Annotated in this window: 21 protein-coding genes; 13 read left to right on the forward strand and 8 right to left on the reverse strand. The window is 70.1% G+C overall.

Annotated elements, in window-relative coordinates; all coding sequences use genetic code 11:
- Positions 1–72: 72 nt before the first annotated feature.
- Both kstR and ACSHT8_RS17985 read left to right on the forward strand, forming a co-directional pair.
- Entirely contained in the window at positions 73–693 is a 621-nt protein-coding gene (gene kstR, locus ACSHT8_RS17980; protein ID WP_436491984.1) for a cholesterol catabolism transcriptional regulator KstR, read from the forward strand.
- Between the two features lie 48 nt (positions 694–741).
- Complete coding sequence (locus tag ACSHT8_RS17985; RefSeq protein ID WP_436491985.1) at positions 742–1,359, forward strand: class I SAM-dependent DNA methyltransferase; 618 nt, start codon at positions 742–744, stop codon at positions 1,357–1,359.
- On the opposite strand, the gene shbA is transcribed toward ACSHT8_RS17985, so the two are convergent.
- On the reverse strand, positions 1,356–2,015 hold the full coding sequence (shbA, locus tag ACSHT8_RS17990; RefSeq protein WP_436491986.1) for an RNA polymerase sigma factor ShbA: 660 nt from the start codon (positions 2,013–2,015) through the stop codon (positions 1,356–1,358). The two genes, ACSHT8_RS17985 and shbA, sit on opposite strands and share 4 nt — an antisense overlap.
- Positions 2,016–2,627: 612 nt before the next feature.
- Here shbA and ACSHT8_RS17995 point away from each other — a divergent pair.
- From ACSHT8_RS17995 to ACSHT8_RS18005, 3 genes are all read left to right on the forward strand, one after another.
- Positions 2,628–3,593 (forward strand): D-2-hydroxyacid dehydrogenase, encoded by a 966-nt coding sequence (locus ACSHT8_RS17995; protein WP_436491987.1) that lies wholly within the window; start codon positions 2,628–2,630, stop codon positions 3,591–3,593.
- A 122-nt stretch (positions 3,594–3,715) separates the two neighbouring features.
- Complete coding sequence (locus ACSHT8_RS18000; protein ID WP_436502093.1) at positions 3,716–5,011, forward strand: acyl-CoA dehydrogenase family protein; 1,296 nt, start codon at positions 3,716–3,718, stop codon at positions 5,009–5,011.
- Positions 5,012–5,025: 14 nt separating this feature from the next.
- Positions 5,026–6,228: an acyl-CoA dehydrogenase family protein gene (locus tag ACSHT8_RS18005; protein WP_436491988.1), complete on the forward strand. Its 1,203-nt coding sequence runs from the start codon at positions 5,026–5,028 to the stop codon at positions 6,226–6,228.
- 95 nt (positions 6,229–6,323) lie between these two features.
- Here the strand turns inward: ACSHT8_RS18005 and ACSHT8_RS18010 are convergent, their stop codons facing one another.
- Entirely contained in the window at positions 6,324–6,959 is a 636-nt protein-coding gene (locus ACSHT8_RS18010; protein ID WP_436491989.1) for a TetR/AcrR family transcriptional regulator, read from the reverse strand.
- Between the two features lie 95 nt (positions 6,960–7,054).
- Here ACSHT8_RS18010 and ACSHT8_RS18015 point away from each other — a divergent pair, with 95 nt between their 5' ends.
- A complete protein-coding gene (locus ACSHT8_RS18015; RefSeq protein WP_436491990.1) occupies positions 7,055–8,533 on the forward strand; it encodes an MFS transporter in 1,479 nt (492 codons plus the stop codon).
- Between the two features lie 48 nt (positions 8,534–8,581).
- Here the strand turns inward: ACSHT8_RS18015 and ACSHT8_RS18020 are convergent, their stop codons facing one another.
- From ACSHT8_RS18020 to ACSHT8_RS18045, 6 genes are all read right to left on the reverse strand, one after another.
- Positions 8,582–9,112 carry a putative immunity protein gene (locus tag ACSHT8_RS18020; protein WP_436491991.1) on the reverse strand — a complete coding sequence of 177 codons (531 nt, stop codon included), beginning with the start codon at positions 9,110–9,112 and terminating at the stop codon, positions 8,582–8,584.
- Positions 9,112–10,161, reverse strand: a complete 1,050-nt coding sequence (locus ACSHT8_RS18025; RefSeq protein ID WP_436491992.1) for an alpha/beta fold hydrolase — start codon at positions 10,159–10,161, stop codon at positions 9,112–9,114. The genes ACSHT8_RS18020 and ACSHT8_RS18025 overlap by 1 nt, the downstream gene beginning before the upstream one ends.
- Positions 10,162–10,247: 86 nt before the next feature.
- A complete protein-coding gene (locus tag ACSHT8_RS18030; RefSeq protein ID WP_436502094.1) occupies positions 10,248–11,402 on the reverse strand; it encodes an acyl-CoA dehydrogenase family protein in 1,155 nt (384 codons plus the stop codon).
- A gap of 17 nt (positions 11,403–11,419) precedes the next feature.
- Positions 11,420–13,399, reverse strand: a complete 1,980-nt coding sequence (locus tag ACSHT8_RS18035) for an acetyl/propionyl/methylcrotonyl-CoA carboxylase subunit alpha (RefSeq protein WP_436491993.1) — start codon at positions 13,397–13,399, stop codon at positions 11,420–11,422.
- A 5-nt stretch (positions 13,400–13,404) separates the two neighbouring features.
- Complete coding sequence (locus ACSHT8_RS18040; protein WP_436491995.1) at positions 13,405–15,018, reverse strand: carboxyl transferase domain-containing protein; 1,614 nt, start codon at positions 15,016–15,018, stop codon at positions 13,405–13,407.
- 131 nt (positions 15,019–15,149) lie between these two features.
- A complete protein-coding gene (locus tag ACSHT8_RS18045) occupies positions 15,150–15,938 on the reverse strand; it encodes an SGNH/GDSL hydrolase family protein (RefSeq protein ID WP_436491996.1) in 789 nt (262 codons plus the stop codon).
- Between the two features lie 154 nt (positions 15,939–16,092).
- Between ACSHT8_RS18045 and ACSHT8_RS18050 the strand changes: the two genes are divergently transcribed.
- From ACSHT8_RS18050 to ACSHT8_RS18080, 7 genes are all read left to right on the forward strand, one after another.
- Positions 16,093–16,692: an SACE_7040 family transcriptional regulator gene (locus tag ACSHT8_RS18050; protein ID WP_436491997.1), complete on the forward strand. Its 600-nt coding sequence runs from the start codon at positions 16,093–16,095 to the stop codon at positions 16,690–16,692.
- A gap of 100 nt (positions 16,693–16,792) precedes the next feature.
- Positions 16,793–17,497 carry a FadR/GntR family transcriptional regulator gene (locus ACSHT8_RS18055; RefSeq protein WP_436491998.1) on the forward strand — a complete coding sequence of 235 codons (705 nt, stop codon included), beginning with the start codon at positions 16,793–16,795 and terminating at the stop codon, positions 17,495–17,497.
- A complete protein-coding gene (locus ACSHT8_RS18060; protein ID WP_436492000.1) occupies positions 17,494–18,207 on the forward strand; it encodes a sterol desaturase family protein in 714 nt (237 codons plus the stop codon). The genes ACSHT8_RS18055 and ACSHT8_RS18060 overlap by 4 nt, the downstream gene beginning before the upstream one ends.
- 46 nt (positions 18,208–18,253) lie before the next feature.
- Positions 18,254–19,063: an SAM-dependent methyltransferase gene (locus ACSHT8_RS18065; RefSeq protein WP_436492002.1), complete on the forward strand. Its 810-nt coding sequence runs from the start codon at positions 18,254–18,256 to the stop codon at positions 19,061–19,063.
- Between the two features lie 13 nt (positions 19,064–19,076).
- Positions 19,077–21,122, forward strand: coding sequence for a diguanylate cyclase domain-containing protein (locus ACSHT8_RS18070; RefSeq protein WP_436492003.1), 2,046 nt, complete (start codon positions 19,077–19,079; stop codon positions 21,120–21,122).
- Positions 21,123–21,171: 49 nt separating this feature from the next.
- Entirely contained in the window at positions 21,172–21,681 is a 510-nt protein-coding gene (locus ACSHT8_RS18075) for a hypothetical protein (protein ID WP_436492004.1), read from the forward strand.
- A 75-nt stretch (positions 21,682–21,756) separates the two neighbouring features.
- The gene (locus tag ACSHT8_RS18080; RefSeq protein ID WP_436492005.1) at positions 21,757–22,653 is read left to right on the forward strand and encodes an SGNH/GDSL hydrolase family protein; all 897 of its coding nucleotides are present in this window, start codon (positions 21,757–21,759) and stop codon (positions 22,651–22,653) included.
- Positions 22,654–22,670 lie beyond the last annotated feature (17 nt).

Here is a 22,670-nt window from a genome sequence, read left to right on the forward strand (position 1 = left end):
CTCCCTCGACGAGCCCCTCGGCTACTATAGAACGTGTTCCAGTTTCGCGACCCGAACGAAGGATCAGCGCAGATGACCGCCGCCAACAGATCCAGGCCCACCGGTCTGCTCACCGAGGAGGAGCCCGGCTCGGCCGCGCAGCGCGACCGGCGCAAGCGCATCCTCGACGCCACCATCGCCCTCGCGTCGAAGGGCGGTTTCGAGGCGGTGCAGATGCGCGCGGTCGCCGAGAAGGCCGACGTCGCCCTCGGCACGCTCTACCGCTACTTCCCCTCGAAGATCCACCTGCTGGTCACCGGTCTGGCCCGCGAGCTCGAACGCGGCACCGAGCGGATGGACCGCGCCGCCATCCCCGGCGACACCCCGCAGGAGCGCGTCCTGTTCGTGCTGGGCCGGGTCACCCGGGCCATGCAGCGCGACCCGCACCTGACCGAGGCGATGACGCGGGCGTTCATGTTCGCCGACGCGTCGGCCGCCGCCGAGGTCGACACCGTCGGCAGGCTGATGGACCGGATGTTCGGCCACGCCATGCACGACGAGCCGACCGAGGAGGACATGGCCATCGCCCGGGTGATCGCCGACGTGTGGCTGTCCAACCTGGTCGCCTGGGTGACGCGCAGGGCAACGGCGAACGACGTCGCGGCGCGGCTGGAGCTGACGGTCCGACTTCTGCTCGGTAAGGATCAGGGCTAACCCATTCGGTCACTGGACCGCTGAGAGCGGTGGCGGCATGCTGTGCGCGTGCCTACCGAGAACACAGCTCCGGCGTTCGACCTGATCGGCAGCCGCTACGACGAGTCCTTCGTGGAGCGCGACGTCCAGATCGCCGAGACCAACTGGCTCATCGAGCAGCTGCCCGCGGGCGCCCGCGTGCTCGACCTTGGCTGCGGCAGCGGCCTGCCCACCACCAAACTCCTGCTCGAAGCCGGGTTCGAGGTCGTCGGCGTCGACGAGTCGCAGGTCATGCTGGACCTCGCGGCCGAGCAGGCGCCCGGCGCCACCTACGTGCGCGACGACCTGCGCGACACCGCGAAGTTCGGCGAGTTCGACGCCGTGGTGGCGTTCTTCGCGCTGCTGATGCTGTCCAAGTCGGACATCGAGGCCACGCTCGCGGCGATCCGCGAGCAGCTGCGCGGCGAGAAGCTCGTGCTGATCAGCATGGTCCAGGGCGACTTCGACACGTTCCCGGTGAACTTCCTCGGCGCGCCGACGACGGTCTCGGCCTACCCGCCCGACCAGCTGCGCCAGGTCGTCACCGACGCCGGTTTCGAGGTCACGCAGCTGCTCGAGGTCGAGGCGGTGGCCGAACCCGGACGCATCGAGGTTCAGCTCTACCTTCGGGCGAAGGTTTCCGGTTAGATCCAGTCGCTGGGACTGAGGGCTCCGCGCAGGCGGGTGAGCGCCCGGTGCTGAGCCACTCGAACGGCCGTCGCGGTCAACCCGATCGCGACGGCCGTTTCCTGTGCGGAGAGGCCGACGACCAGGCGGAGGACGAGGATCTCGCGCTGGCGCGGGGCCAGCGTCTCCAGCAGTTTGACGAGCCTGCCGCGCATCTCGGTGCGCAAGGTCAGCTGCTCCGGGCCGAGGCCGACGTCGATGGTCTCGGGCAGGTCGGCGACGGGCTCGGAGCGGTCACGGCCGGAGCGGCGGTAGTAGTCGGCGACCTTGTGCGACGCGATGCCGTAGACGAACGGCAGGAACGACTCGCAGTCGTCGCTGTAGCGGGGCAGCGCGCCGAGGACGGCGAGCAGGATCTCCTGGGCCACGTCGTCAGCCGAGGAGTAGGCCGAGCCGGTGCGGCCGATGCGGGCACGGCAGTAGCGCACGATGGCCGGGTTGATCCAGGTGAACAGCGTGCCGATGGCCTGCCGGTCGCCCTTGAGCGACGCGGCGACGAGTTCGTGGAACGCCGAGCTCTTGAGTCGCGCGAAGACCGCGTCCGTCCCGGTTGTCTTCGGGTCGGCGGGGGCCTCTGGCTCGAGGTCGGTCGAGGGCGGCCTGACAGCAGAACTCACATGAGCCCCCAGAGTATTCGGGACATCCTCTCGGTGATGCCCCGTTGAGATCCGGTATGGCGTGGGCTGCCCCGGCCTTCCTCACCCATCCGTCTGGATCGTCGGATTCGATGGTGGGCCTTGACGGAGAGTGATGCTAGCCGGGGGGCGACCTCCGCACCAGGGTTTCCCCTAGTACTTCTGAGGGATGTTTTCGTATTCAACCTCACAGCCGGAAGGGTCAAACGGCCCTATGCGACACCCGGAGTGCTCAAATCGCGGGTTTCGGTCACTATTGGTCGACCTTCAGTCGACTCTGCGCGGCCCACAACCTACCCAGAGTGCGTGCCAGCACTGATGTCTTCGCCGCGGACGCGTTCCCGCAGCCGATGATCGAACGCACCGCCGACCTGCGCGCTCCGATCGCTCACGAGCGTTGCTGCGTTCGAGGGACACGCTTTCCCGGACGGCCGAAGCGGGGCGACGACAACGGTAACCAACCCGCTTCACCACGTAGAGTGACGACCACGGTCGCCTGCGTGGCCAACGATTGACCCCCCGCGTTGACACCCACACCCGCCGGTTCCTAGCGTGGCGGTGGCACCGACCACCCGAAATGGGGAATGCCCCGCTATGGACCCCAACCGGCGGCCGACGATCGTCGTGCTGTGCGGCGCCGAACGACCACCCAGGATGAGCTCGATCGAACAGATCGCGGCCGTCCGCTACACCACCGGACCCCGGCTGACCGAGGCGCTGCCCGGCGCCGACGTGCTGTTCGCATGGGATCTCCGTTCCACCGCGCTCGGGCAGGCGTGGCCCGCGGCCGACTCGCTGCGCTGGGTGCACGCCGCCGCGGCGGGTGTCAGCCATCTGCTCGTCCCCGGCCTCATTGACAGCGACGTCGTGCTGACCAACGCGCGCGGGATCTTCGACGAGCCGGTCGCCGAGTACGTCCTGACCGTCATGCTGGCCTTCGCCAAGGATCTGCCCACGACCCTGCGGCTGCAGCAGCGTCGGATCTGGCAGCACCGCGAGACCGAGCGGCTCGCCGGGTCGCGCGCGCTGATAGTCGGCATCGGGCCGATCGGCCGCGCCATCGCGCGCAAGCTGCGCGCGGCGGGGGTTCAGGTGTCCGGGGTAGGCCAGCAGGCGCGGACCAACGATCCCGACTTCGGCGACGTGACCGCGATGGCCGACCTGCGGCACGCGCTGCCCGACCACGACCACATCATCGTCGCGCTGCCGCTGACGCCCGCGACGGCGGGACTGATCGACGCGGCCATGCTGCGCGCCATGCGCCCGACCGCGCGCCTCATCACCATCGGGCGCCGCGGTCTTGTCGTCACCGCCGACCTGCTCGACGCGCTCGACACCGGCACCGTCGCCGGGGCGGCGCTGGAGGTGTTCGCCGACGAGCCGCTGCCGCCGTCGTCGCCGCTGTGGGACCAGCCGAACGTGTTGCTGTCGCCGCACATGTCGGGCGATGTGAAGGGCTGGCGCGACGAGCTCGTCCGGCTCTTCGAGACCAACCTCGCCCGGTATGTGAGCGGAGAACCGCTGCTCAACGTGGTGGAGAAGCGCCCGCCCCGCCGGTGACCCCGCCCACAGGGGTCGACCGAACCCACTTGCTACTCTAGAGTAGGTAAGAGGTTCGACCGACAAGGAGCAACATGGCCGGGAACGAGAAGGTGGGCACGAAGCCACCACGGCGCGACGCCATGGGCGCGGCGCTGGCGGTGCTGAACCGGTTGGCGAGCACCGCCGTGCTCGATCGGTTCGGCCTGCGCAAGCCGGTGGAGCGCACCGTCTACGAGGCGACGAAGACCGGTTTCACCGCCGTGGGCGCGGCGAGCCGCACCTTCGCCGCGACCACCAAGCTCGGCAAGCCCGGCAGGCTGCCGTCCGCGCCGGACAAGGGTCTGTTCGACCTGACGCCGACCGAAGAGCAGCAGATGATCCGCGACACGGTGGCGGAGTTCGCCGCGGAGAAGCTGCGCCCGGTGGCGGCCGACGCCGACGCGAAGTGTGAAACGCCGCAGGAGCTGCTTTCGTTGACCGCCGACCTCGGCGTCACCCTTGTGGGTGTCCCGGAGGACCTCGGCGGCGTCGGCTCCGAGCGGTCGGCGGTCACCAACGTGCTCATCGCCGAGGCCATGGCCCACGGCGACATGGGCCTCGCGGTCGCGTGCCTCGCGCCGTCGGCCGTCAGCACCGCCCTCGTGCTGTGGGGCGACGCGGAGCAGCAGTCGACGTACCTGCCGTCGTTCGTCGGCGACAGCGTCCCCGCCGCCGCCCTGGCCATCCAGGAGCCGCGCGCGCTGTTCGACCCGTTCGTGCTGAAGACCAAGGCGTACCGCACCCCGGGCGGCTTCACGATCGAGGGCGTCAAGTCCCTCGTCCCGCGCGCCGCCCAAGCCGAGCTGTTCGTCGTCTCCGCCGACCTCGACGGCCGCGGGCCCGCGCTGTTCCTCGTCGAGTCGGGCAGCAAGGGCGTCAGCGTCGAGTCCGAGCCCGCCATGGGCCTGCGCGCCGCCGCGCTCGGCAAGCTGCACTTGGACAAGGTGTCGCTGCCCGCCTCGGCGCTGCTGGCCGACGGCAAGGCCGACGTGTACGCCGAGTGCGTCCGCCTGGCCCGCATCGGCTGGTGCGCGCTGGCCGTCGGCACCGGCCAGGCCGTGCTCGACTACGTCATCCCTTACGTGAACGACCGCGTCGCCTTCGGCGAGCCGATCAGCCACCGCCAGGGCGTGGCGTTCAAGGTCGCCGACATCGGCATCGAGTTGGAGAGCATGCGCCTGCTCACCTACCGCGCCGCCAGCCGCGCGGAGCAGGGCAAGCCGTACGCGCGGGAGGCCGCGCTGGCCAGGAAGCTGTGTTCGGACAAGGGAATGCTCATCGGCAACGACGGCGTGCAGCTGCTCGGCGGCCACGGTTTCGTGAAGGAGCACCCGGTCGAGCGGTGGTACCGCGACCTGCGTGCGGTCGGTCTTGTCGAAGGCATCGTCCTCGTCTGAGCTGGAGAACTCCAATGATCAACCTCGAAGTCCCCAAGAAGTTCCAGCAGCTCGTCGACCAGGCACACCAGGCCGCCGCCGAGTTCTTCCGCCCCAACTCCCGCAAGTACGACCACGCCGAGCACACCTACCCCAAGGAACTCGACATGCTGGCCGCCCTCCTGGACGGCCTGTCGGCCTCCGGCGGCGGCGCGGGCGCGGGCGGCGTGCGCCGGGATGAAGGAAAAGACAAAGGAAACCGCAACGGCTCCAACCTCCAGCTGCTGCTCGGCACCATCGAGATGTGCTGGGGCGATGTCGGCCTGCTGCTGACCATGCCCCGCCAGGGCCTCGGCAACGCCGCCATCGCCTCGGTCGCCAACGACGAGCAGTTGGAGCGGTACAAGGGCAAGTGGGCCGCCATGGCCATCACCGAGCCCGACACGGGTTCGGACTCCGGCGCCATCCGCACCACCGCGGTGCTCGACGGAGACCACTACGTCCTGAACGGCGAGAAGATCTTCGTCACCTCCGGCGAACGCGCGGACTGCGTGGTCGTCTGGGCCACTTTGGACCGTTCGCTCGGCAAGGCAGCCATCAAGTCCTTTGTGGTCGACCGTGGCACGCCCGGGTTCGAGCTGGTCCGCCTGGAGCACAAGCTCGGCATCCGCGCGTCGGACACCGCCCACTTCCGCCTGGAGAACGTGCGGGTCCACAAGGACAACCTGCTGGGCAGCCCGGACATCAACACCGAGCAGGGTTTCGCGGGGGTCATGCAGACCTTCGACAACACCCGCCCCTTGGTGGCCGCCATGGCCGTCGGCGTCGCCCGTGCGGCCCTGGAGGAAACCCGCCGAATCCTGTCGGACGCGGGCGTCGAAATCGACTACGACCGCCCGGCGAACGTCCAACACGCGGCGGCGGCGCTGTTCCTGCAGCTGGAGTCGGACTGGGAAGCCGCGTATCTGCTGTCCCTTGAGGCGGCGTGGATGGCGGACAACCGCAAGCCGAACTCCCTGGAGGCCAGCATGGCCAAGGCGAAGGCAGGCCGCACGGGCTCGGACGTCACGCTGCGGTGTGTGGAGCTGGCGGGGTCGGTCGGGTACGGGGAGAACTCGCTGCTGGAGAAGTGGGCGCGGGACTCGAAGATCCTCGACATCTTCGAGGGGACGCAGCAGATCCAGCAGCTCATTGTCGCCCGCAGGCTGCTGAACAAGTCGAGCGCCGAACTGAAATGATCTAGCAATTCGTACGACTGCCCCTGCGTCCCCCGGACCAGGGGCAGTCGTCATTCTCCGTGCACGCTTGGTGGAGCCAAGTCGCCGAATGGCGGTCAGCCGTGCTTGGCGCGCATGGCCTGGTCCATCTGTTCGTGTGTCGGGGCCGTCAGGGGCAGTGGGGTCGAGCACCCCGCCCGCATCCCGTCCAACATCATTCCCAAGTAGCGCCGCCACATGTCCGGGTCGATGTCTCGCGTGAGTTCGGCCGACGCCGCCACCATGATCAGCAGGGCGCCGATGTCGGAGGCTTCGAAGTCGGCGCGGAGGGCGCCCTGTTCCTTCGCTCGGGAAACCAAAGCGTCCATGGTGGGGATGAAGTGGTCGGCGATTCGGTCCATCTGGCCGAAGTCGGCGCGGGTGCAGATCTCGTACAGGCCGCGGTCGCTGGCCTGTCGTTCGGCGATGTCGGTGATCAGGCCGCAGAGACCGACCCAGGCGTCCGGTTCGGCGACCGCGTCGTCGATGGTGGCGACCAGTTCGTCGAGTACGTGCTCGAAGACCGCCAGGACCAGGGCTTCCTTGTTCGGGAACCGGCGGTAGACCGTCCCGACGCCGACCCCGGCGTGCTTGGCGACGTCGTCCAGGGTGACGTCGAGGCCGTGGCGGGCGAAGACCTCGCGGGCGGCGACCACGACGCGGACGCGGTTGCGTTCGGCGTCGGCGCGCAGGGGCTTCGTGGCGGAGGTCACGCTCAGAGGGTAACAAAAGCGGAGGACCAATCTCCAGTTGGCTGATACCGTCGTCACAGATAAACGGAGACAGCATCTCAACTTATGGGGCTTTCATGACTCTCTCGGACGCGCGCACGCCCGCGCCAGCGACTTCCGAGCCTGCCGCGTCCAATCTGCGGTGGCTGATCCTGGCGGTCATCGCCATCGCGCAGGTGACGGTCGTGCTCGACGCGACCATCGTGAACATCGCGCTGCCGTCGGCGCAGGCCGACCTGAAGTTCACCGACGACCAGCGGCAGTGGCTGGTGACCGGGTACGCGCTCAGCTTCGGCAGCCTGCTGCTGATCGGCGGCCGCATCGCCGACCTGTTCGGCCGCAAGCTGACCTTCCTCGTGGGCATCGCCGGTTTCGCGGTCGCCTCCGCGGTCGGTGGCGCGGCGGGGAACTTCGAGGTCCTCGTCGGCGCCCGCGTCGGCCAGGGTGTGTTCGCCGCGCTGCTCGCGCCCGCCGCGCTGTCGCTGCTGACCACGACGTTCACCGACCCGAAGGAACGCGCGAAGGCGTTCGGCATCTTCGGCGCCATCGCCGGTGGCGGCGGCGCGATCGGCCTGCTGCTCGGCGGTTTCCTCACCGAGTACCTCGACTGGCGCTGGTGCCTGTTCGTGAACCTGATCTTCGCCGCGGTCGCCTTCTTCGGCGGCGCGACGCTGCTGTCGAAGAGTGAGGTCACCGAGCGGCCCAAGCTCGACCTGATCGGTGTCGCCTCCGCGACCGCGGGCATGTTCCTGCTGGTCTACGGCCTGGGCAACGCGCCGACCGAGTCGTGGAGCTCCCCGCAGACCTGGGGCTACATCGTCGCCGGTGTCGTCCTGCTGGCGGGCTTCACCTGGTGGCAGACCCGCGCGGCGCACCCGCTGCTGCCGCTGCGCATCCTGCTCGACCGCAACCGCGGCGGCTCGTTCCTGGCGATCTTCATCCTGTGCGCGGGGATCTTCGTCATCTTCCTGTTCCTGACGTACTTCCTGCAGCAGAACCTGCGCTTCTCCCCGGTCGAGTCCGGCCTGGCCTTCATGCCGATGCTCGCCACGATGATGGTCGCCGCGACGCTGTCGACCACGGTCCTGCTGCCCAAGATCGGCCCGCGCCCGCTCGTCGGCCTCGGCATGCTGTCGGCCGCGGTGGGCATCGCCCTGTTCGTCTTCCTCGACGAGCAGAGCACCTACACCGGCGGCGTGCTGCCCGGCCTGCTGATCTCGGGTGTCGGCATCGGCCTGACGATGGCCTCGACCATGAACGTCGGCATCGCGGGCGTCGACCCCCAGGACTCCGGCGCGGCCTCGGCGGCGATCAACGCGGTCCAGCAGGTCGGCGGCTCGATCGGCACGGCGCTGTTCAGCTCGGTCGCGGCCACCGCCGTCACCAACGCGATGCTCGACGGCGAGACCCCCGTGGGTGCGGCGATCGCGGGCTACAACGCGGCCTTCGGCTGGAGCGCGGCCCTGTTCGTGGTCGGCGGTCTGATCAGCGTGTTCATCCTCAAGCCGGGCGTCCCGGCCGAACTGGACACGTCGGCGCCTGCCGTACACATGTGATCGACAAGCTGAAGGACCGCACGGCGTTCGCGCTGTGCGGTCCTTTCGCTATCGGAGGGACGCGTCCAACTCGCGGACCAGCTCTCCGACCCGCCCACCACCACCCGGGGCGAGCGGATAGTGGCGCAGGACGTCCACCACGACAGGACTCGCGAGAGTCGTCGACCGCGCGATGTGATCGGCTCCGACCGCGGGATCGTCTCCGGCATCGAGTTCGAGCGCTCTCGCGGCGTGGGCCGCCGATCCGAGGATGTGCTTGACCTGCGTGGCTTTCGCCAGCGGGTGCAGGAAAGCCGCACCTACCGCGTGGCCCGCCGCGCGGGCGGCGTCGCTCGCCGCGGCCTGTCCCGCGTCGCGGGTCTCCTGAGCCGCCCGGTGCGCCGCCCACGCGCTGTCCCGCAGTGCCTTGGTCCGCTCTGCGCCATCCGCGAACGCGTGCGCGGCGTCAATCGCGGCTCGTGGACGCCGATCGTCCGGGCGCTCGCGTTCGAAGACCGCCAACGCGGGAAGCGCGCACGCCACCGCGTAAGCGGCGACCTGCCGAAGTTCGGCGAGACTGAGTTCGATCGTCAGGTCCATCAGTCCACCGGGTTGTGGACCGCCAGGAACTCGTCGATGTACTTCCAAGTCGTGGCCCGTGCCCCACGGCCTGCCAGCACACCGAGGTGACCACCGGGCGCCGTGTGGAACTCGACGTCGGCGGCGTTGTCCAAGACATCCACGAGATGCCGGACCGCCCGCTGCGGCGCGATGCTGTCGCCAGTGCCCGCGACGACCAGCACAGGCACCTTGACCTCCGCCAGCGAGATCCGCCTGCCGCCCAGGTCGAAAGCGCCTTCCGCCAAGTCGTTCGCGCGGAAGAAGCGGTGGTAGATCTGGCCGAACGTCCGCCCCGGGTAGGCGATCATGTTGTCGGTGAACCGGTCGACCGCTTCGAGCTGGGCCAGGAAGTCCGCGTCGTCCAAATGGGACAGGATCGCGTACGGCTTGGTAATGACCTTGTCGATCGCCGAGAGCTGGAACGCCCGCTTGACCAGGGCCCGCGGTGCCCCGCCGACGAGCCGGTAGGCCGCGGTCAGCGGCCAGCCGTCGGCGAGGTCGACCAGGGGCTTGAACGGGGCGATCAGCGGGATCGCGGTCATGTCGAACGGCGCGGCCACGCTGGTGATCGACGCGATCGGCAGGTCGTGCTGGTCGGCGGCGGTCAGCAGGGACATGATCCCGCCGAGGCACCACGCGACCAGGTGGACCGGCCGTCCGCCCGCGTCCCGGCTCGCGGCGCGGATGGAGTGCGGCAGGACGTCGTCGATCCAGTGCTCCAGGCCGAGGCCGCGGTCACTGAAGCTCACCGTGCCGTAGTCGACCAGGTACACCGACCGACCCTGCTCGACCAGGTGCTCGGCCAGGCTGCACCCGCGCCGCAGGTCGAAGCACAGGGCGGGGGCGGCCAGGGGCGGCACGAGCAGCACCGGGTCGCCCGCCGCCGGTCCGGTGAACCGGTACACCGACCGCATCCGGCCCTTGTCGATCAGGACGCGCGGCATCGGCCGCAGGTCGGCGACCCCACCCTTGGTCACCTTGGCGGTCACGTTCTCCGCCGCCGCGGTGATCCACTCGGTCACACCCATACCGCCACCTCCGTCCTCGAGTCTGCCACCTCCCGGTCAACGATCCGTGCTTGACCGCGTTGCGGAATGTGACGGAGGTCCCGCCCTCAGCGCAGGCCCAGCTCCCGCGCGATCAGCATGCGCTGGACCTCGCTGGTGCCCTCGCCGATCTCCAGGATCTTCGCGTCGCGGTAGAAGCGGCCGACGGGGAACTCGTTCATGAAGCCGTAGCCGCCGAAGATCTGCGTGGCGTCGCGGGCGTTGTCCATCGCGGCGTTGGAGGCGTGCAGCTTGGCGATGGCCGCCTCCTTCTTGAACGGCTCGCCCTTGAGCATCTTCGCCGCCGCGGCGTAATAGGCGAGGCGGGCGGTGTGGGCGCGCAGCTCCATGTCGGCGATCTTGAACTGGATCGCCTGGTACTCGCCGATCTTGCGGCCGAACGCCTCGCGCTCGCCGACGTACTTCAGCGACTCGTCGACGCAGCCCTGCGCCAGGCCGACCGACAGCGCGGCGATGGCGACGCGGCCTTCGTCCAGTGTGGACAGGAACTGGGCGTAGCCTCGGCCCTGCTCGCCGAGCAGGTTCTCGCGCGGCACGCGGACGTCAACGAACGACAGCTCGCGGGTGTCCGAGGCGTTCCAGCCGACCTTCGAGTACTTCTTCGACACGGTGAAGCCGGGCGTGCCCGACGGCACGATGATCGCCGAGATCTCCTTGCGGCCGTCCGGCTTGGTGCCGGTGACCGCGGTGACCGTCACGAGCCCGGTGATGTCGGTGCCCGAGTTGGTGATGAACGCCTTGGAGCCGTTGATGACCCACTCGTCGCCGTCGAGGCGCGCGGTGGTCCGCGTCGCGCCCGCGTCGGAGCCGCCGCCGGGCTCGGTGAGGCCGAACGCGCCGAGCTGCTCGGCGTTGGTGAGCTTCGGCAGCCACTCCTGCTTCTGCTCCTCGGTGCCGAACCGGTAGAGCGGCATCGCGCCCAGCGAGACGCCCGCCTCCAGGGTGATCGCGACCGACGAGTCGACCCTGGCCAGTTCCTCCAGCGTGATGCACAGGGCGAAGTAGTCGCCGCCCATGCCGCCGTACTCCTCGCCGATGGGCAGGCCGAACAGGCCCATGTGGCCCATCTTGGCGACGATCTCGTAGGGGAACTCCTCGCGCTCGTAGAAGTCTCCGATGACCGGGGCGACCTCCTCCCGCGCGAACTCTTGGACGGTCTTGCGGAGCGCCTCGTGCTCCTCGCCCAGGGAAAAATTGATCAGCGAAGTCGTTTGGGGGTTCACGACTGGCCCTCCGATGGGGTCACCACAGCGAGAATTTCGTTAAGCGCGACCTGTTGGCCCGCGCGCACAGTCAGTTCGGAGACGACACCGTCGACCTTGGCCGTGATGGTGTGCTCCATCTTCATCGCCTCGACGACGAGCAGCGGCTGCCCGGCGGTCACCTGGTCGCCCGCGGCGACCTTGACCACCAGCACCGTGCCCGGCATCGGGCTGGTCACCGGGCCACCCGCGGCGGCCGCCGCACCGGCGCCCTCCAGCATCGAGTGCTCGGCGACGGCCCACGCCTGCCCGCCCGCGGCCAGCCAGAGGGTCTCCCCGGCCAGTTCGCGGGTGTAGCGCAGGTTGCGGCCGCCGTAGGTGAGCCGCAGTTCACCGTCCACACGCGACGCCGTCGCGGGGACCGGCTCACCGTCGCCGACGGTCACGGTCGCCGCGGCCGGGCTGCCCGAGAGCAGCACCTTGACGTCGCGGTCGCCGCAGGTCAGCCGCAGCGGGACCACCGCGGCGCGACCAAGGCGCCAGCCGTTGGGCACCGACCACGGGTCGATCACCGGGCCGGTCGGCTGCATGCTGATCAGCTCGTCCAAGGCCGCGGCGGCGAACACCGCGTCCGGCACCGGGGGCGCCGCGGTCAGCTCGTCCAGCTTGCGCTCGACCAGCTGCGTGTCGAGCCTGCCCGCGCGCACATCCTCGTCGGCCAGCAGCGCCCGCAGGAACGCGATGTTCGTGCCCAGCCCCAGGACCGCGGTGTCGGCCAGCGCGTCCGACAGCCGCGCAAGCGCTTGCGCGCGGTCGTCGCCCCACACGATCACCTTGGCCAGCATCGGGTCGTAGTCCGAGCCGACGACCGACCCCGGCAGCAGCCCCGAGTCCACGCGCGCCTCAGTGGGCCAGCGCAGGCCGAGCACGCGGCCGCCGGTCGGCAGGAAGCCGGTCGACGGGTCCTCGGCGTAGACGCGCGCCTCGACGGAGTGGCCGCGCAGCTCGACGTCCTCCTGCTTGAACCCGAGCGGCTCCCCTGCGGCCACGCGGATCTGCTGCTCGACCAGGTCGAGGCCGGTGACCTGCTCGGTGACCGGGTGCTCGACCTGCAGACGCGTGTTCATCTCCATGAAGAAGAACTCGTCGGGCCGGTCGGCAGAGACGATGAACTCGACGGTGCCCGCGCCGGTGTAGCCGACGGACTTGGCCGCGTCGACCGCCGCCGCGCCCATCCGCGCCCGGGTGGCCTCGTCGAGCAGCGCCGACGGGGCCTCCTCGATGATCTTCTGGTGCCGCCGCTGCAGGCTGCACTCGCGCTCGCCCAGGTGGACGGTGTTGCCGTGGGCGTCGGCCATGACCTGGATCTCGATGTGCCGGGGCCGCTGGACAAACCGCTCGATCAGCAGCGTCTCGTCGCCGAACGACCCGCGCGCCTCCCGTCGGGCCGACTCGATCGCCGAGCGCAGACCCTCGGGCTCGGTGACCAGCCGCATTCCCTTGCCACCACCGCCCGCGGACGGCTTGAGCAGCACGGGATAGCCGATCTCCTCGGCCGCGGCGACCAGGTCGTCGTCGGACATGCCCGGCTCGGTGCGGCCCGGCACGACCGGGACGCCCGCCGCGATGACCGTCAGCTTGGCGCGGATCTTGTCGCCCATCGCGTCGATCGCGGCGGCGGGCGGACCGATGAACACCAGGCCCGCGGCCTCGCAGGCCCGCGCGAACTCGACGTTCTCGGCGAGGAAGCCGTAGCCGGGGTGGATCGCCTGGGCGCCAGTGGAAACCGCCGCGGCGATGATCTTCTCGATGGACAGGTAGCTCTCGCGGGCCGCGGCTGGTCCGATGTGGACGGCCACGTCCGCATCGCGCACGTGCCGGGCGCCCGCGTCGGCGTCGCTGTAGACCGCGACGGACTCGATGCCCATGCGGCGCAGCGTGGTGATGACGCGGACGGCGATCTCGCCGCGGTTGGCGATCAGAACGCTGGTGAACATCGCACTCACATCCGGAAGACGCCGTAGCTGACAGGGTTCAGCGGCGCGTTGGCCGCCGCGGACAGCGCGAGGCCGAGCACCTGGCGGGTGTCCGCCGGGTCGATCACGCCGTCGTCCCACAGCCGGGCCGTCGAGTAGTAGGGATTGCCCTGGTCCTCGTACTGCTGGCGGATCGGCGCCTTGAACGCCTCTTCCTCCTCGGCGGTCCACTCGCCGCCGCCGCCCTCGATCTGGTCGCGGCGCACGGTCGACAGCACCGACGCGGCCTGCTCGCCGCCCATGACCGAGATGCGCGCGTTCGGCCACATCCACATGAAGCGCGGCGAGTACGCCCGGCCGCACATCGAGTAGTTGCCCGCGCCGAACGAGCCGCCGACGACGACGGTGAACTTCGGCACGCGCGCGCACGCGGTCGCGGTGACCATCTTGGCGCCGTGCTTGGCGATGCCGCCCGCCTCGTAGTCGCGGCCGACCATGAAGCCGGTGATGTTCTGCAGGTAGAGCAGCGGGATGCTGCGCTGGTCGCACAGCTCGATGAAGTGGGCGCCCTTCATGGCCGACTCACTGAACAGCACACCGTTGTTGGCCACGATGCCGACCGGGTGGCCGTGGATGCGCGCGAAGCCGGTGACGAGGGTCGAGCCGTACTCCTTCTTGAACTCGCGGAACCGGCTGCCGTCCACGATGCGGGCGATCACCTCGCGCACGTCGTACGGCGTACGGGAGTCGGTGGGCACCACGCCGTAGAGCGTCGACGGGTCGACCGCGGGCTCCTCGACGGGCGCGACCTCCCACGGGCGCGGGGCGCGCGGACCGAGGGTGCTGACGATGGAGCGGACGATGCGCAGGGCGTGCGCGTCGTCGTCGGCCAGGTGGTCGGTGACGCCGGAGGTGCGGGAGTGCACGTCGCCGCCGCCGAGTTCCTCGGCCGTGACGACCTCGCCGGTCGCGGCCTTCACCAGGGGCGGGCCACCGAGGAAGATCGTGCCCTGGTTGCGCACGATGACGGCTTCGTCGCTCATCGCGGGGACGTACGCGCCGCCCGCGGTGCACGAGCCGAGCACCGCGGCGATCTGCGGGATGCCCTGGGCGGACATGGTGGCCTGGTTGAAGAAGATCCGGCCGAAGTGGTCGCGGTCGGGGAAGACATCGTCCTGTTTCGGCAGGAAGGCGCCGCCGGAGTCGACCAGGTAGACGCACGGCAGGTTGTTCTGCAGCGCCACCTCCTGCGCGCGGAGGTGCTTCTTGACCGTCATCGGGTAGTAGGTGCCGCCCTTGACCGTGGCGTCGTTGGCGACGATGACGCACTCGCGGCCGGACACCCGCCCGACGCCGGTGATGACCCCCGCGGCCGGGGCGTCGTCGCCGTACATGCCGGTCGCGGCCAGCGGCGAGAGCTCCAGGAACGGCGACCCCGGGTCGACGAGCGAGTCGACCCGGTCGCGGGGCAGCAGTTTGCCGCGCTCGACGTGGCGGGTGCGGGCCTTCTCCGGTCCGCCGAGCGCCGCGGTGCCGAGCCGGTCGCGCAGGTCGCCGACGAGTTCGCCGTGTTCCTTGACGTTGCGCTTGTAGGCCTCGGACGCGGGGTCGGCGGCGGTGCGCAGGACGGGGGCGTCCATCTCGCTCCTCGCGATCGCATGTTAGTCACCGTTAACTACGCTCCCGATGTTAGCGCTCGCTAACGTCCACGTCCACTCACGGAAAGGGCCACCCCCGCGAACAGGGGTGGCCCTAGGCGAACTGTTGGTTATCAGCCGGTGACGGCACGCACCGCCGCGTAGTAGCCACCGTTCTGACCTGCGACGTTCGGGTGGTACGACTCCTCGATCGGCCACGAGACGCTGTTGATCCAGCGCGTGCCCGACGCGCAGATCTCGTGCCCGGCGAACGCCGGGCGCCCGTCGACGAAGGTGAAGCCCGCCGCGGCCGACCGGCCCGCGATGACCTGGGCGAGCACGTCGGAGGACTGGTTGATCGCGGCCCGCTTGGTCTCGCTCAGGCCGACCCAGCACGAGCCGTTGAGCTTGTAGATGTGCGGGTAGCCCACGACGAGCACGCGCGCGCTCGGCGCCCGGGAGCGGATCTGCGAGTAGACCTGGTCGAGCTTCGGGGGCAGCTCGTTGCGGGCATACGCCTGGGCCTGCTGGTTGCGCTGCACGCAGTAGGAGTCCGACCCGGTGTTGCAGTCGGTCATGACGCTGGCGAAGCCCGCGTCGTTACCGCCGATGGAGATGGTGACCAGCGCGGTGTCCGAGGTGACCGCGCCGATCTGGTTGGCCAGCACGTCTCCGGTCCGCGCACCGGAACACGCGACGAAGGAGAAGGCGGAGGGGGCGTGGGTGTTGGCCCAGAGCTGGGGGTAGGCGTTGGCGCTGCGCTTGCAGGAGCCGCTGCTCCCGTAGCTGCCCGCGCCGAGGCCCGAGGAGTAGGAGTCACCGAGCGCGACGTACTTGCCGGTCGCGGCCGAGGCTGGGATCGCCAGCCCGACCAGGGACAAGACCGATAAGAGGGAGATGACGAGGAACCGTGAGACACGCATGCCTTGCCTCCGTCGTTGGAGGGGAACCCGACAGATCATGACTACCAGCGACTCACCGAATACGGAACTGTCCGGTAACTTATTTTTGGCGCCCGACAGCCGAACTGGGCCTTCCGGAGTAGGGGTTAGCGCTCGCTAACACGGCTGCCATACGATGAACCGCGTGTCACCAGCAGCCGAACCAGCGAAAACCGGCCCGACCCGGCGTGAACAGATCCTCGCCGCGGCGGCGGAGTTGTTCGCCCGCCACGGTTTCCACGGCGTCGGCATCGACGACATCGGCTCGGCCGTCGGCATCTCCGGGCCCGCGCTCTACCGCCACTTCCGCTCCAAGGATGCCATGCTCGGGGAGATGCTGACCTCGATCTCGGAGGTCCTGCTCGACGGCGGCCAGGCCCGGGTCGACAAGGCCTCCGGCGCTCAGGACACCCTCGGCGACCTGGTGCGCTTCCACGTCGACTTCGCGCTCGACAACCCGGCGCTGATCACCGTCCAGGAACGCAACCTGGGCAACCTGACCGACCCGGACCGCCGCAAGGTCCGCGCGCTGCAGCGCCGCTACGTCGAGACCTGGGTCCAGGTCATCCGCGACGCGGTCCCCGCCACGGCCGAACCAACCGCCCGGGCGGCGGCGCACGCGGTGTTCGGGCTGATCAACTCGACGCCGCACAGCAGGCACCTGGACCGCGACCAGATGGCCGACCTGCTCACCGCCATGGCCCTCGCCGCTCTGGTCAACACACCGACTGTCTAACCGCCCTCGGTCCGATCACGTTGCTTGCTCAGTTAACTGGTCTGACCACTTGACCTCTGACCACCTGCAGACTTACCGTCGATCCGTGACGTTTCAGCCAGTGGCTCGCAAGTCAGTGCCCGACGAGGTGTTCTCGCAGCTCATCAGGGCTGTAATGGACGGCGGTATCCCCGCGGGCGACTCGCTGCCCAGCGAACGCAAGCTCGCCGAGGTCCTCGGTGTCTCCCGTCCCGCCGTCCGCGAAGCGCTCCAGCGCATGTCGCAGGCCGGGCTGGTCGACGTCCGCCAAGGCGACGGCACCGTCGTGCGCGACTTCCGGCGCAGCGCGGGCCTCGACCTGCTCCCCCGGCTGCTCCTCAAAGCAGGCACGATCGTCCCGTCGGTGGTGCGCGACATCCTCGACGCCCGGCTCGCCGTCGGTCCCGAGATCGCCGCGCTGGCCGCCGCGAGGTCCGGGGACCGTCTCAAGCCCCAGTTGGACGCCGCGATCACCCATCTCGCGGCCGAGTCGGACCCGATCACCTCGCAGCGGCACGCGCTCGCCTACTGGGACCACATCGTCGACGGCTCCGACTCTGTCGTGTTCCGCCTGATGTTCAACAGCCTGCGCGCCGCCTACGAGCCCGCACTGGACGTCCTCGCGCCGATCATGGTCGCCGAGGTCTCCCGCGTCGACGCTTACCGCGCGTTGGCCGACGCGATCACGTCAGGTGACCAAACCAGAGCCAAGAAGGCGGCGGACGACCTCCTGCGTCCCGCCACCGAGCTGTTCCGCGCAGCGATCCAACACTTGGAGGGCACATGAACGACCACCAAGCCCGCGCCCAGCTCCGCGCCGACGAGGCGAGCCCGCGCAGGCGACTGTCCCTTGTGGACGCGGCGCGCGAGTTCGTCCGGCACCCGTCGCCCTGGCTGATCGGAACCACCCTGGTCGGCGCCGTCACCGCTCGCGTGATCGTCGGCGACTGGCGGCTATGGGACACGCTGCTGCCGTTCGTGATGCTCGCCGTCTTCCCATTCTTCGAATGGGTCGTGCACGTCGCGATCCTGCACTGGCGTCCCCGCAGGATCGTCTCGATCACGCTCGACCCGTTGCTGTCACGCAAACACCGCGCCCACCACGCCGACCCGCGCGACGTCCCGCTGGTCTTCATCCCTTGGCCGGTGCTGCTCTGGCTGCTGCCCTTGGTCACCGCCATCGCGTTGTTCGCGTTCAGCAGAACCGGACTCGGCCTCACGTATCTGTGCGTCGTCGCCGCGCTCGGCCTGATCTATGAGTGGACTCACTACCTGATCCACAGCGACTACGTGCCGCGCACCCGCGCGTACCGCGCCGTCTGGCGAAACCACCGCCTCCACCACTACAAGAACGAGCACTACTGGTTCACCGTGACCACCACCGGAACCGCCGACCGCGTCCTCGGGACCTACCCGAACCCGGCGGGTGTCGCCAAGTCGCCATCGGTCAAGGACCTGCATCGCCGTGATCCACTGTCGGATCCCCTTGCGGGGTGAGTAATCTCAACCGTCACGAACCGATCGCGGAGAGTGGGGTTGTGCGGTGACCGAGTCGATGACATGGGTCCCGGACGGGATCGACCTGGACAGGCCGAGCGCGGCTCGGCTGTACGACTACCTGCTCGGCGGCGGGCACAACTTCGCGCACGACCGTGAACTGGCCGAACGCTTCCTGAAGGCCCAGCCCAACGCGCGGCAGATCGCGCGGCACAACCGGTCGTTCCTGCGCCGGTCGGTGCTGTTCATGATCGACCAGGGCGTCCGGCAGTTCCTCGACCTCGGCTCCGGCATCCCGACCGTCGGCAACGTGCACGAGATCGCCCACGCCGCCGACCCGGAGTCGCGCGTGGTCTACGTCGACTACGAGGAGGTCGCGTTCGCGCACAGCCACCTCATGCTGACCGACGTCCCCAACGCCACCATCGTCCAAGCCGACCTGACCGTGCCCGACGCGGTCCTCGACGCGCCCGAGACGCGCAAGCTGCTCGACTTCGACCAACCGATCGGTCTGATCATGGCCGGGGTCTTCCACTTCGTGCCGCCGGAGAAGGACCCGGCGGGCATCGTCGCGCGCTACCGGGACGCCACCGTGTCGGGCAGTTGGCTGGCGTTCTCCCAGTTCACCCGCGACCTCATGCCGGAGGAGATGGACCGGATCGTCGAGGTGATGAAATCCAGCCGCGACCCGATGTTCCCCCGGTCGCGCGCCGAGATCGAGACGCTGTTCGCGGGCTACGAGCTGGTCGAGCCCGGCATCGTGCCGACCGCGCTGTGGCACCCCGACGCCGGACTGGACGACGGCGACGACCCGGACCGAGCAGGGATCCTCGCGGGTGTCGGCCGTAAGAACTGACCTGAGTGCCGCCGTGCACCAACCGACCGCCGTACCGGACCGGGACTCCCTGGTCCGGTCCTGGGTGCGGGTGATCGCCGCCACGTCGTACGTGCCGCGGTCTTCGGCGCAGATCCAGGCCACACTCACCGAGATGGTCGACACGCTCTCCGACGCCGTCACGGCCGAGCCGTTCGACAGCACCCCAGGCATCGAGGTGGGCACCCGCATGGTCGCCGAAGAGCTGACCGGCGTCGACACGCTGCGGCGGTCGGTGGCGACGCTGGCCTCCGGGCTGATCGCGCGCGGCGGGGAGGCCGAGCGGGTGATCGAGCTGCTCGCGGCGGTGTCCTCCGGCTACGCGAACGCCTGGCACGCGCGGACTCTGGAGCAGCAGGAGAACATGCGGCTCGCACTGCACACCGCGATGCTGCGCGCCGAACGCGGCCGCAAGGCCACCGAGTCGGTGTTCCGCGAGGTGTTCACCGGCGCGTCGGTCGGCATCGCGATCACCGACGAGGAAGGGCGGTTCGTCGAGGTCAACCCGGCGCTCGCGGCGATCCTGGAGTGTGAGCCCGCCGAATTGGCCGGGCGCGCGCTGAGCGAGTTCGTCACCGACGAGCCCGGGACGCAGTTGCCGGAGCGGCAGTTGCTGACGCGCGCCAACGGCGAGTCGGCCTGGGTGTACGCGACGACTTCGGTGCTGTCGGCCGAGACCGGGGCGGCGGCATACCGGGTGACGATGGTGCAGGACCTGAGCGAGCTGCACCTGCTCGGCGACCGGCTCTCCCACCAGCTGCTGCACGACGCGCTGACCGGCGCGGTCAACCGGGTCGGCTTCGAGTCGCGGCTGGAGACGGTGCACGAACAGGTCGGCAAGAGCGGGACGCTCACGTTGTGCTGCCTGGACCTCGACGCCTTCTCCTGGGTGAACACGACGTATGGACACCCGGTCGGGGACTGGGTGCTGCGGACCGTGGCCGAACGGCTCAAGACCGTCGTGGCAGGTGAGAAGGCCGTGGTCGCGCGTCTTGGCGGCGACGAGTTCGCCGTGCTCATCCACGACGGACCGGACACGCCGTCGGTGCCGGAGCTGGTCGAGGCGATCCACGCCGAGCTGGCCGAACCGGAGTACCGGGACAAGATCGGGCTCGCGATCAGCGCCACGATCGGCGTCGTCCGCACGAGCCCGGAGCGGATGTCGGCGGCCGAGGTGTTCCGCGCGGCCGACTCGGCGCTGCGCCAGGCGCGCGCGGCGGGCAGGCGGCAGTGGGCCGAGTTCGACGCCGACGCCGACAAGCGCGACCGCGCCGCGGGCAAGGCGGCCGCGGAACTGCCCGCGGCCTGGGAGAACGGCGAACTCGACATCGCCTACGACCGGGTCGTGCGGCTGTCCGACAAGGTGCCGGTGCGGGTGTCGGTGATCGCCCATCTGCCCCGCACGCGGCCGGTTCCCGGGCTGCCGCCGACGATCGACCTCGCCGAGGCGACCGGGCTGTCGGTGGCGCTGGGGCCGTGGCTGATCAGCCGGTCGACCGAGCAGGTCGGGGTGTGGCGGTCGCTGTTCGCCGACAGCGCACCGGTCCAGCGGGTGCTTCTCTCGCCGCTGCAGTCGGCCGACGCCGAGCTGGCCGGGGTCGTGCACCGGGCCATTGGCGACGCCGAGATCCCGGCAAGGCTGCTGGAGCTGGGCCTCGCCACATCAGCCGTGCTGACCAGCGGCGACGCCCAGGACAACCTCCGCACGCTCAGCGACATCGGGGTCGTCACGGCGCTGCACGGGTTCGGTGGCGGGCCGCGCGAACTCGCGCTGATCGAGCGCTTCAAGGTCGACGCGGTCCTGCTGTCCGACCCGTTCGACGGGTGGCGGCCGGACTGGCTGCCACGGGAGTGCGCGCAGGTCAGGGCGGTGCGGGAGATGATCGCGGCGATCCACGCGGCGGGCGCGGCCGTCGGGGTGCGCGGGGTCCGCGACCTCGCGGAAGCGCGGTGGTGGGCCGAGTTGGGCGTGGCCACCGGCGAGGGTCCCGCGTTCGGCGTCGGGCTGCCCGCCGACGACGTACCGCGAGCGGCCAAGTGAACGAATCCGACGGCGTCGATCTCCCCGCACGACACCTGGCTGTTGCAGGATGAGTGGCGTGGACCCCGACAGCGAGCCGGAATCGACCCGCCGCAGACGCCTGACCGACGCCGCGGGCGCGGCACTGGCCGCCATGCGCGCGGGCCAGGACGACGGCGCGCTCGACCGCGTCGCCGCCGCCGTGCGCTCGGCGCCGGACAGCCACACCGACGCCCGCGAGCTGATGCTGATGCTGTTCCACGAATGCAGCGGGATGGTGTCGGAACTGGGTTCCGGCGGCTCGGCGCCGGTCAAGATGCAGGTCTACGACGACGACGGCCAGGAAGTGCCGATCGACGAGGCCGACCCGCCGGTCCGCACGGCCGTGCGGACGCTGCTGGCCGAGGTCCACGGCGACACCGACGGCGCGAAGGCGCAGATCGAGATCGCCTTGGCCAACGCCGCGCCCGACGAGATGGCGGCGCTGATGGTGCAGGCGCTGCGCTGGACGCTGCGGCTGTCGGACGAGTGCCTGAGCCGCGACCTTCCGGTGCCGGACTGGATCCGCGACACCGTTTGACCACATTGGACAGAGTTGTCCACAGGCGGCGCGGGACCCATTGACGCTGGGGGACGCCGGGCGGACGATCGGCACATGCGCTCAGCTGTCTTGGCCCTGGTCCTCCTCCTGGCGACCGCGATCCCCGCGTCCGCCGCGCCTGTCGCCGCCGCGTCGGTCACGTCGGCCGCGGCGGTCGCCAAACCGGCCCTCGACTACGTCGCCCTCGGCGACTCGTACGCGGCGGGCCCCGGGATCCCCGACCAGATCGGCACCCCACCGGGCTGCGGGCGCTCCAACCACAACTACCCGGCCGTGTTGGCCCAATGGCTGCGGACGAGCAGCTTCGTCGACGTCACGTGCAGCGGGGCGACGACGGTGCACATGCGCGGGCCCCACCAGGTCCCCGGCGGCGTCAACCCACCGCAGCTGGACGCCTTGAGCCGAGACACCGACCTGGTGACCCTCACGATCGGCGGCAACGACATCGGCTTCGGCGAGATCCTGGCCCGCTGCGGCCAGGAGGGCGCCACCGACCCGACCGGCGACCCGTGCCGCCGCTACTACACCAGTTCCGGCCGCGACGTCCTCGCCGACCGGGTGGCCGCGGTGGTCCCGAAGATCACCCAGGTCCTCGCCGACATCCGCGCCCGCTCCCCGCACGCCAGGATCCTGGTCGTGGGCTACCTGAGGATCCTGCCCCCGACCGTGGGCTGCTGGCCCGCCGTCCCCTTCGCCACCGGCGACACGCCGTACTTCGACGCCACCGAGCGCCTGCTGAACGAGACGATCGACCGCACCGCCACCGCCGCCCGCGCCCGCTTCGTCGACCCGTACGCCTTCTCCCTCGGCCACGACGCCTGCCAGCCCCCGGAGGCCCGCTGGGTCGAGCCGCTGCGCCCCGCCGCCCCGGCCTACCCCATCCACCCGAACGCCACGGGCATGCGATTAGTCGCGGCCCTCACGTGGCTCACCGCGCACCTGACCCGCTGACCCGGCCCGACACCGCC

The sequence above is a fragment of the Actinokineospora sp. HUAS TT18 genome, from assembly GCF_051364635.1.
GTDB lineage: Bacteria > Actinomycetota > Actinomycetes > Mycobacteriales > Pseudonocardiaceae > Actinokineospora.

Excerpts from the sequence above, each read along its gene's own strand:
- ACSHT8_RS18020 (WP_436491991.1), bottom strand. The coding sequence starts at position 9,112 with ATGGACCTGACGATCGAACTCAGTCTCGCCGAACTTCGGCAGGTCGCC.
- ACSHT8_RS18045 (WP_436491996.1), bottom strand. The coding sequence starts at position 15,938 with ATGCGTGTCTCACGGTTCCTCGTCATCTCCCTCTTATCGGTCTTGTCC.
- ACSHT8_RS17995 (WP_436491987.1), top strand. The coding sequence starts at position 2,628 with ATGGACCCCAACCGGCGGCCGACGATCGTCGTGCTGTGCGGCGCCGAA.
- ACSHT8_RS18040 (WP_436491995.1), bottom strand. The coding sequence starts at position 15,018 with ATGGACGCCCCCGTCCTGCGCACCGCCGCCGACCCCGCGTCCGAGGCC.
- ACSHT8_RS18035 (WP_436491993.1), bottom strand. The coding sequence starts at position 13,399 with ATGTTCACCAGCGTTCTGATCGCCAACCGCGGCGAGATCGCCGTCCGC.
- ACSHT8_RS18000 (WP_436502093.1), top strand. The coding sequence starts at position 3,716 with ATGGGCGCGGCGCTGGCGGTGCTGAACCGGTTGGCGAGCACCGCCGTG.
- ACSHT8_RS18080 (WP_436492005.1), top strand. The coding sequence starts at position 21,757 with ATGCGCTCAGCTGTCTTGGCCCTGGTCCTCCTCCTGGCGACCGCGATC.
- ACSHT8_RS18005 (WP_436491988.1), top strand. The coding sequence starts at position 5,026 with ATGATCAACCTCGAAGTCCCCAAGAAGTTCCAGCAGCTCGTCGACCAG.
- ACSHT8_RS18050 (WP_436491997.1), top strand. The coding sequence starts at position 16,093 with ATGAACCGCGTGTCACCAGCAGCCGAACCAGCGAAAACCGGCCCGACC.
- ACSHT8_RS18075 (WP_436492004.1), top strand. The coding sequence starts at position 21,172 with ATGAGTGGCGTGGACCCCGACAGCGAGCCGGAATCGACCCGCCGCAGA.
- ACSHT8_RS18015 (WP_436491990.1), top strand. The coding sequence starts at position 7,055 with ATGACTCTCTCGGACGCGCGCACGCCCGCGCCAGCGACTTCCGAGCCT.
- kstR (WP_436491984.1), top strand. The coding sequence starts at position 73 with ATGACCGCCGCCAACAGATCCAGGCCCACCGGTCTGCTCACCGAGGAG.
- ACSHT8_RS18060 (WP_436492000.1), top strand. The coding sequence starts at position 17,494 with ATGAACGACCACCAAGCCCGCGCCCAGCTCCGCGCCGACGAGGCGAGC.
- ACSHT8_RS18025 (WP_436491992.1), bottom strand. The coding sequence starts at position 10,161 with ATGGGTGTGACCGAGTGGATCACCGCGGCGGCGGAGAACGTGACCGCC.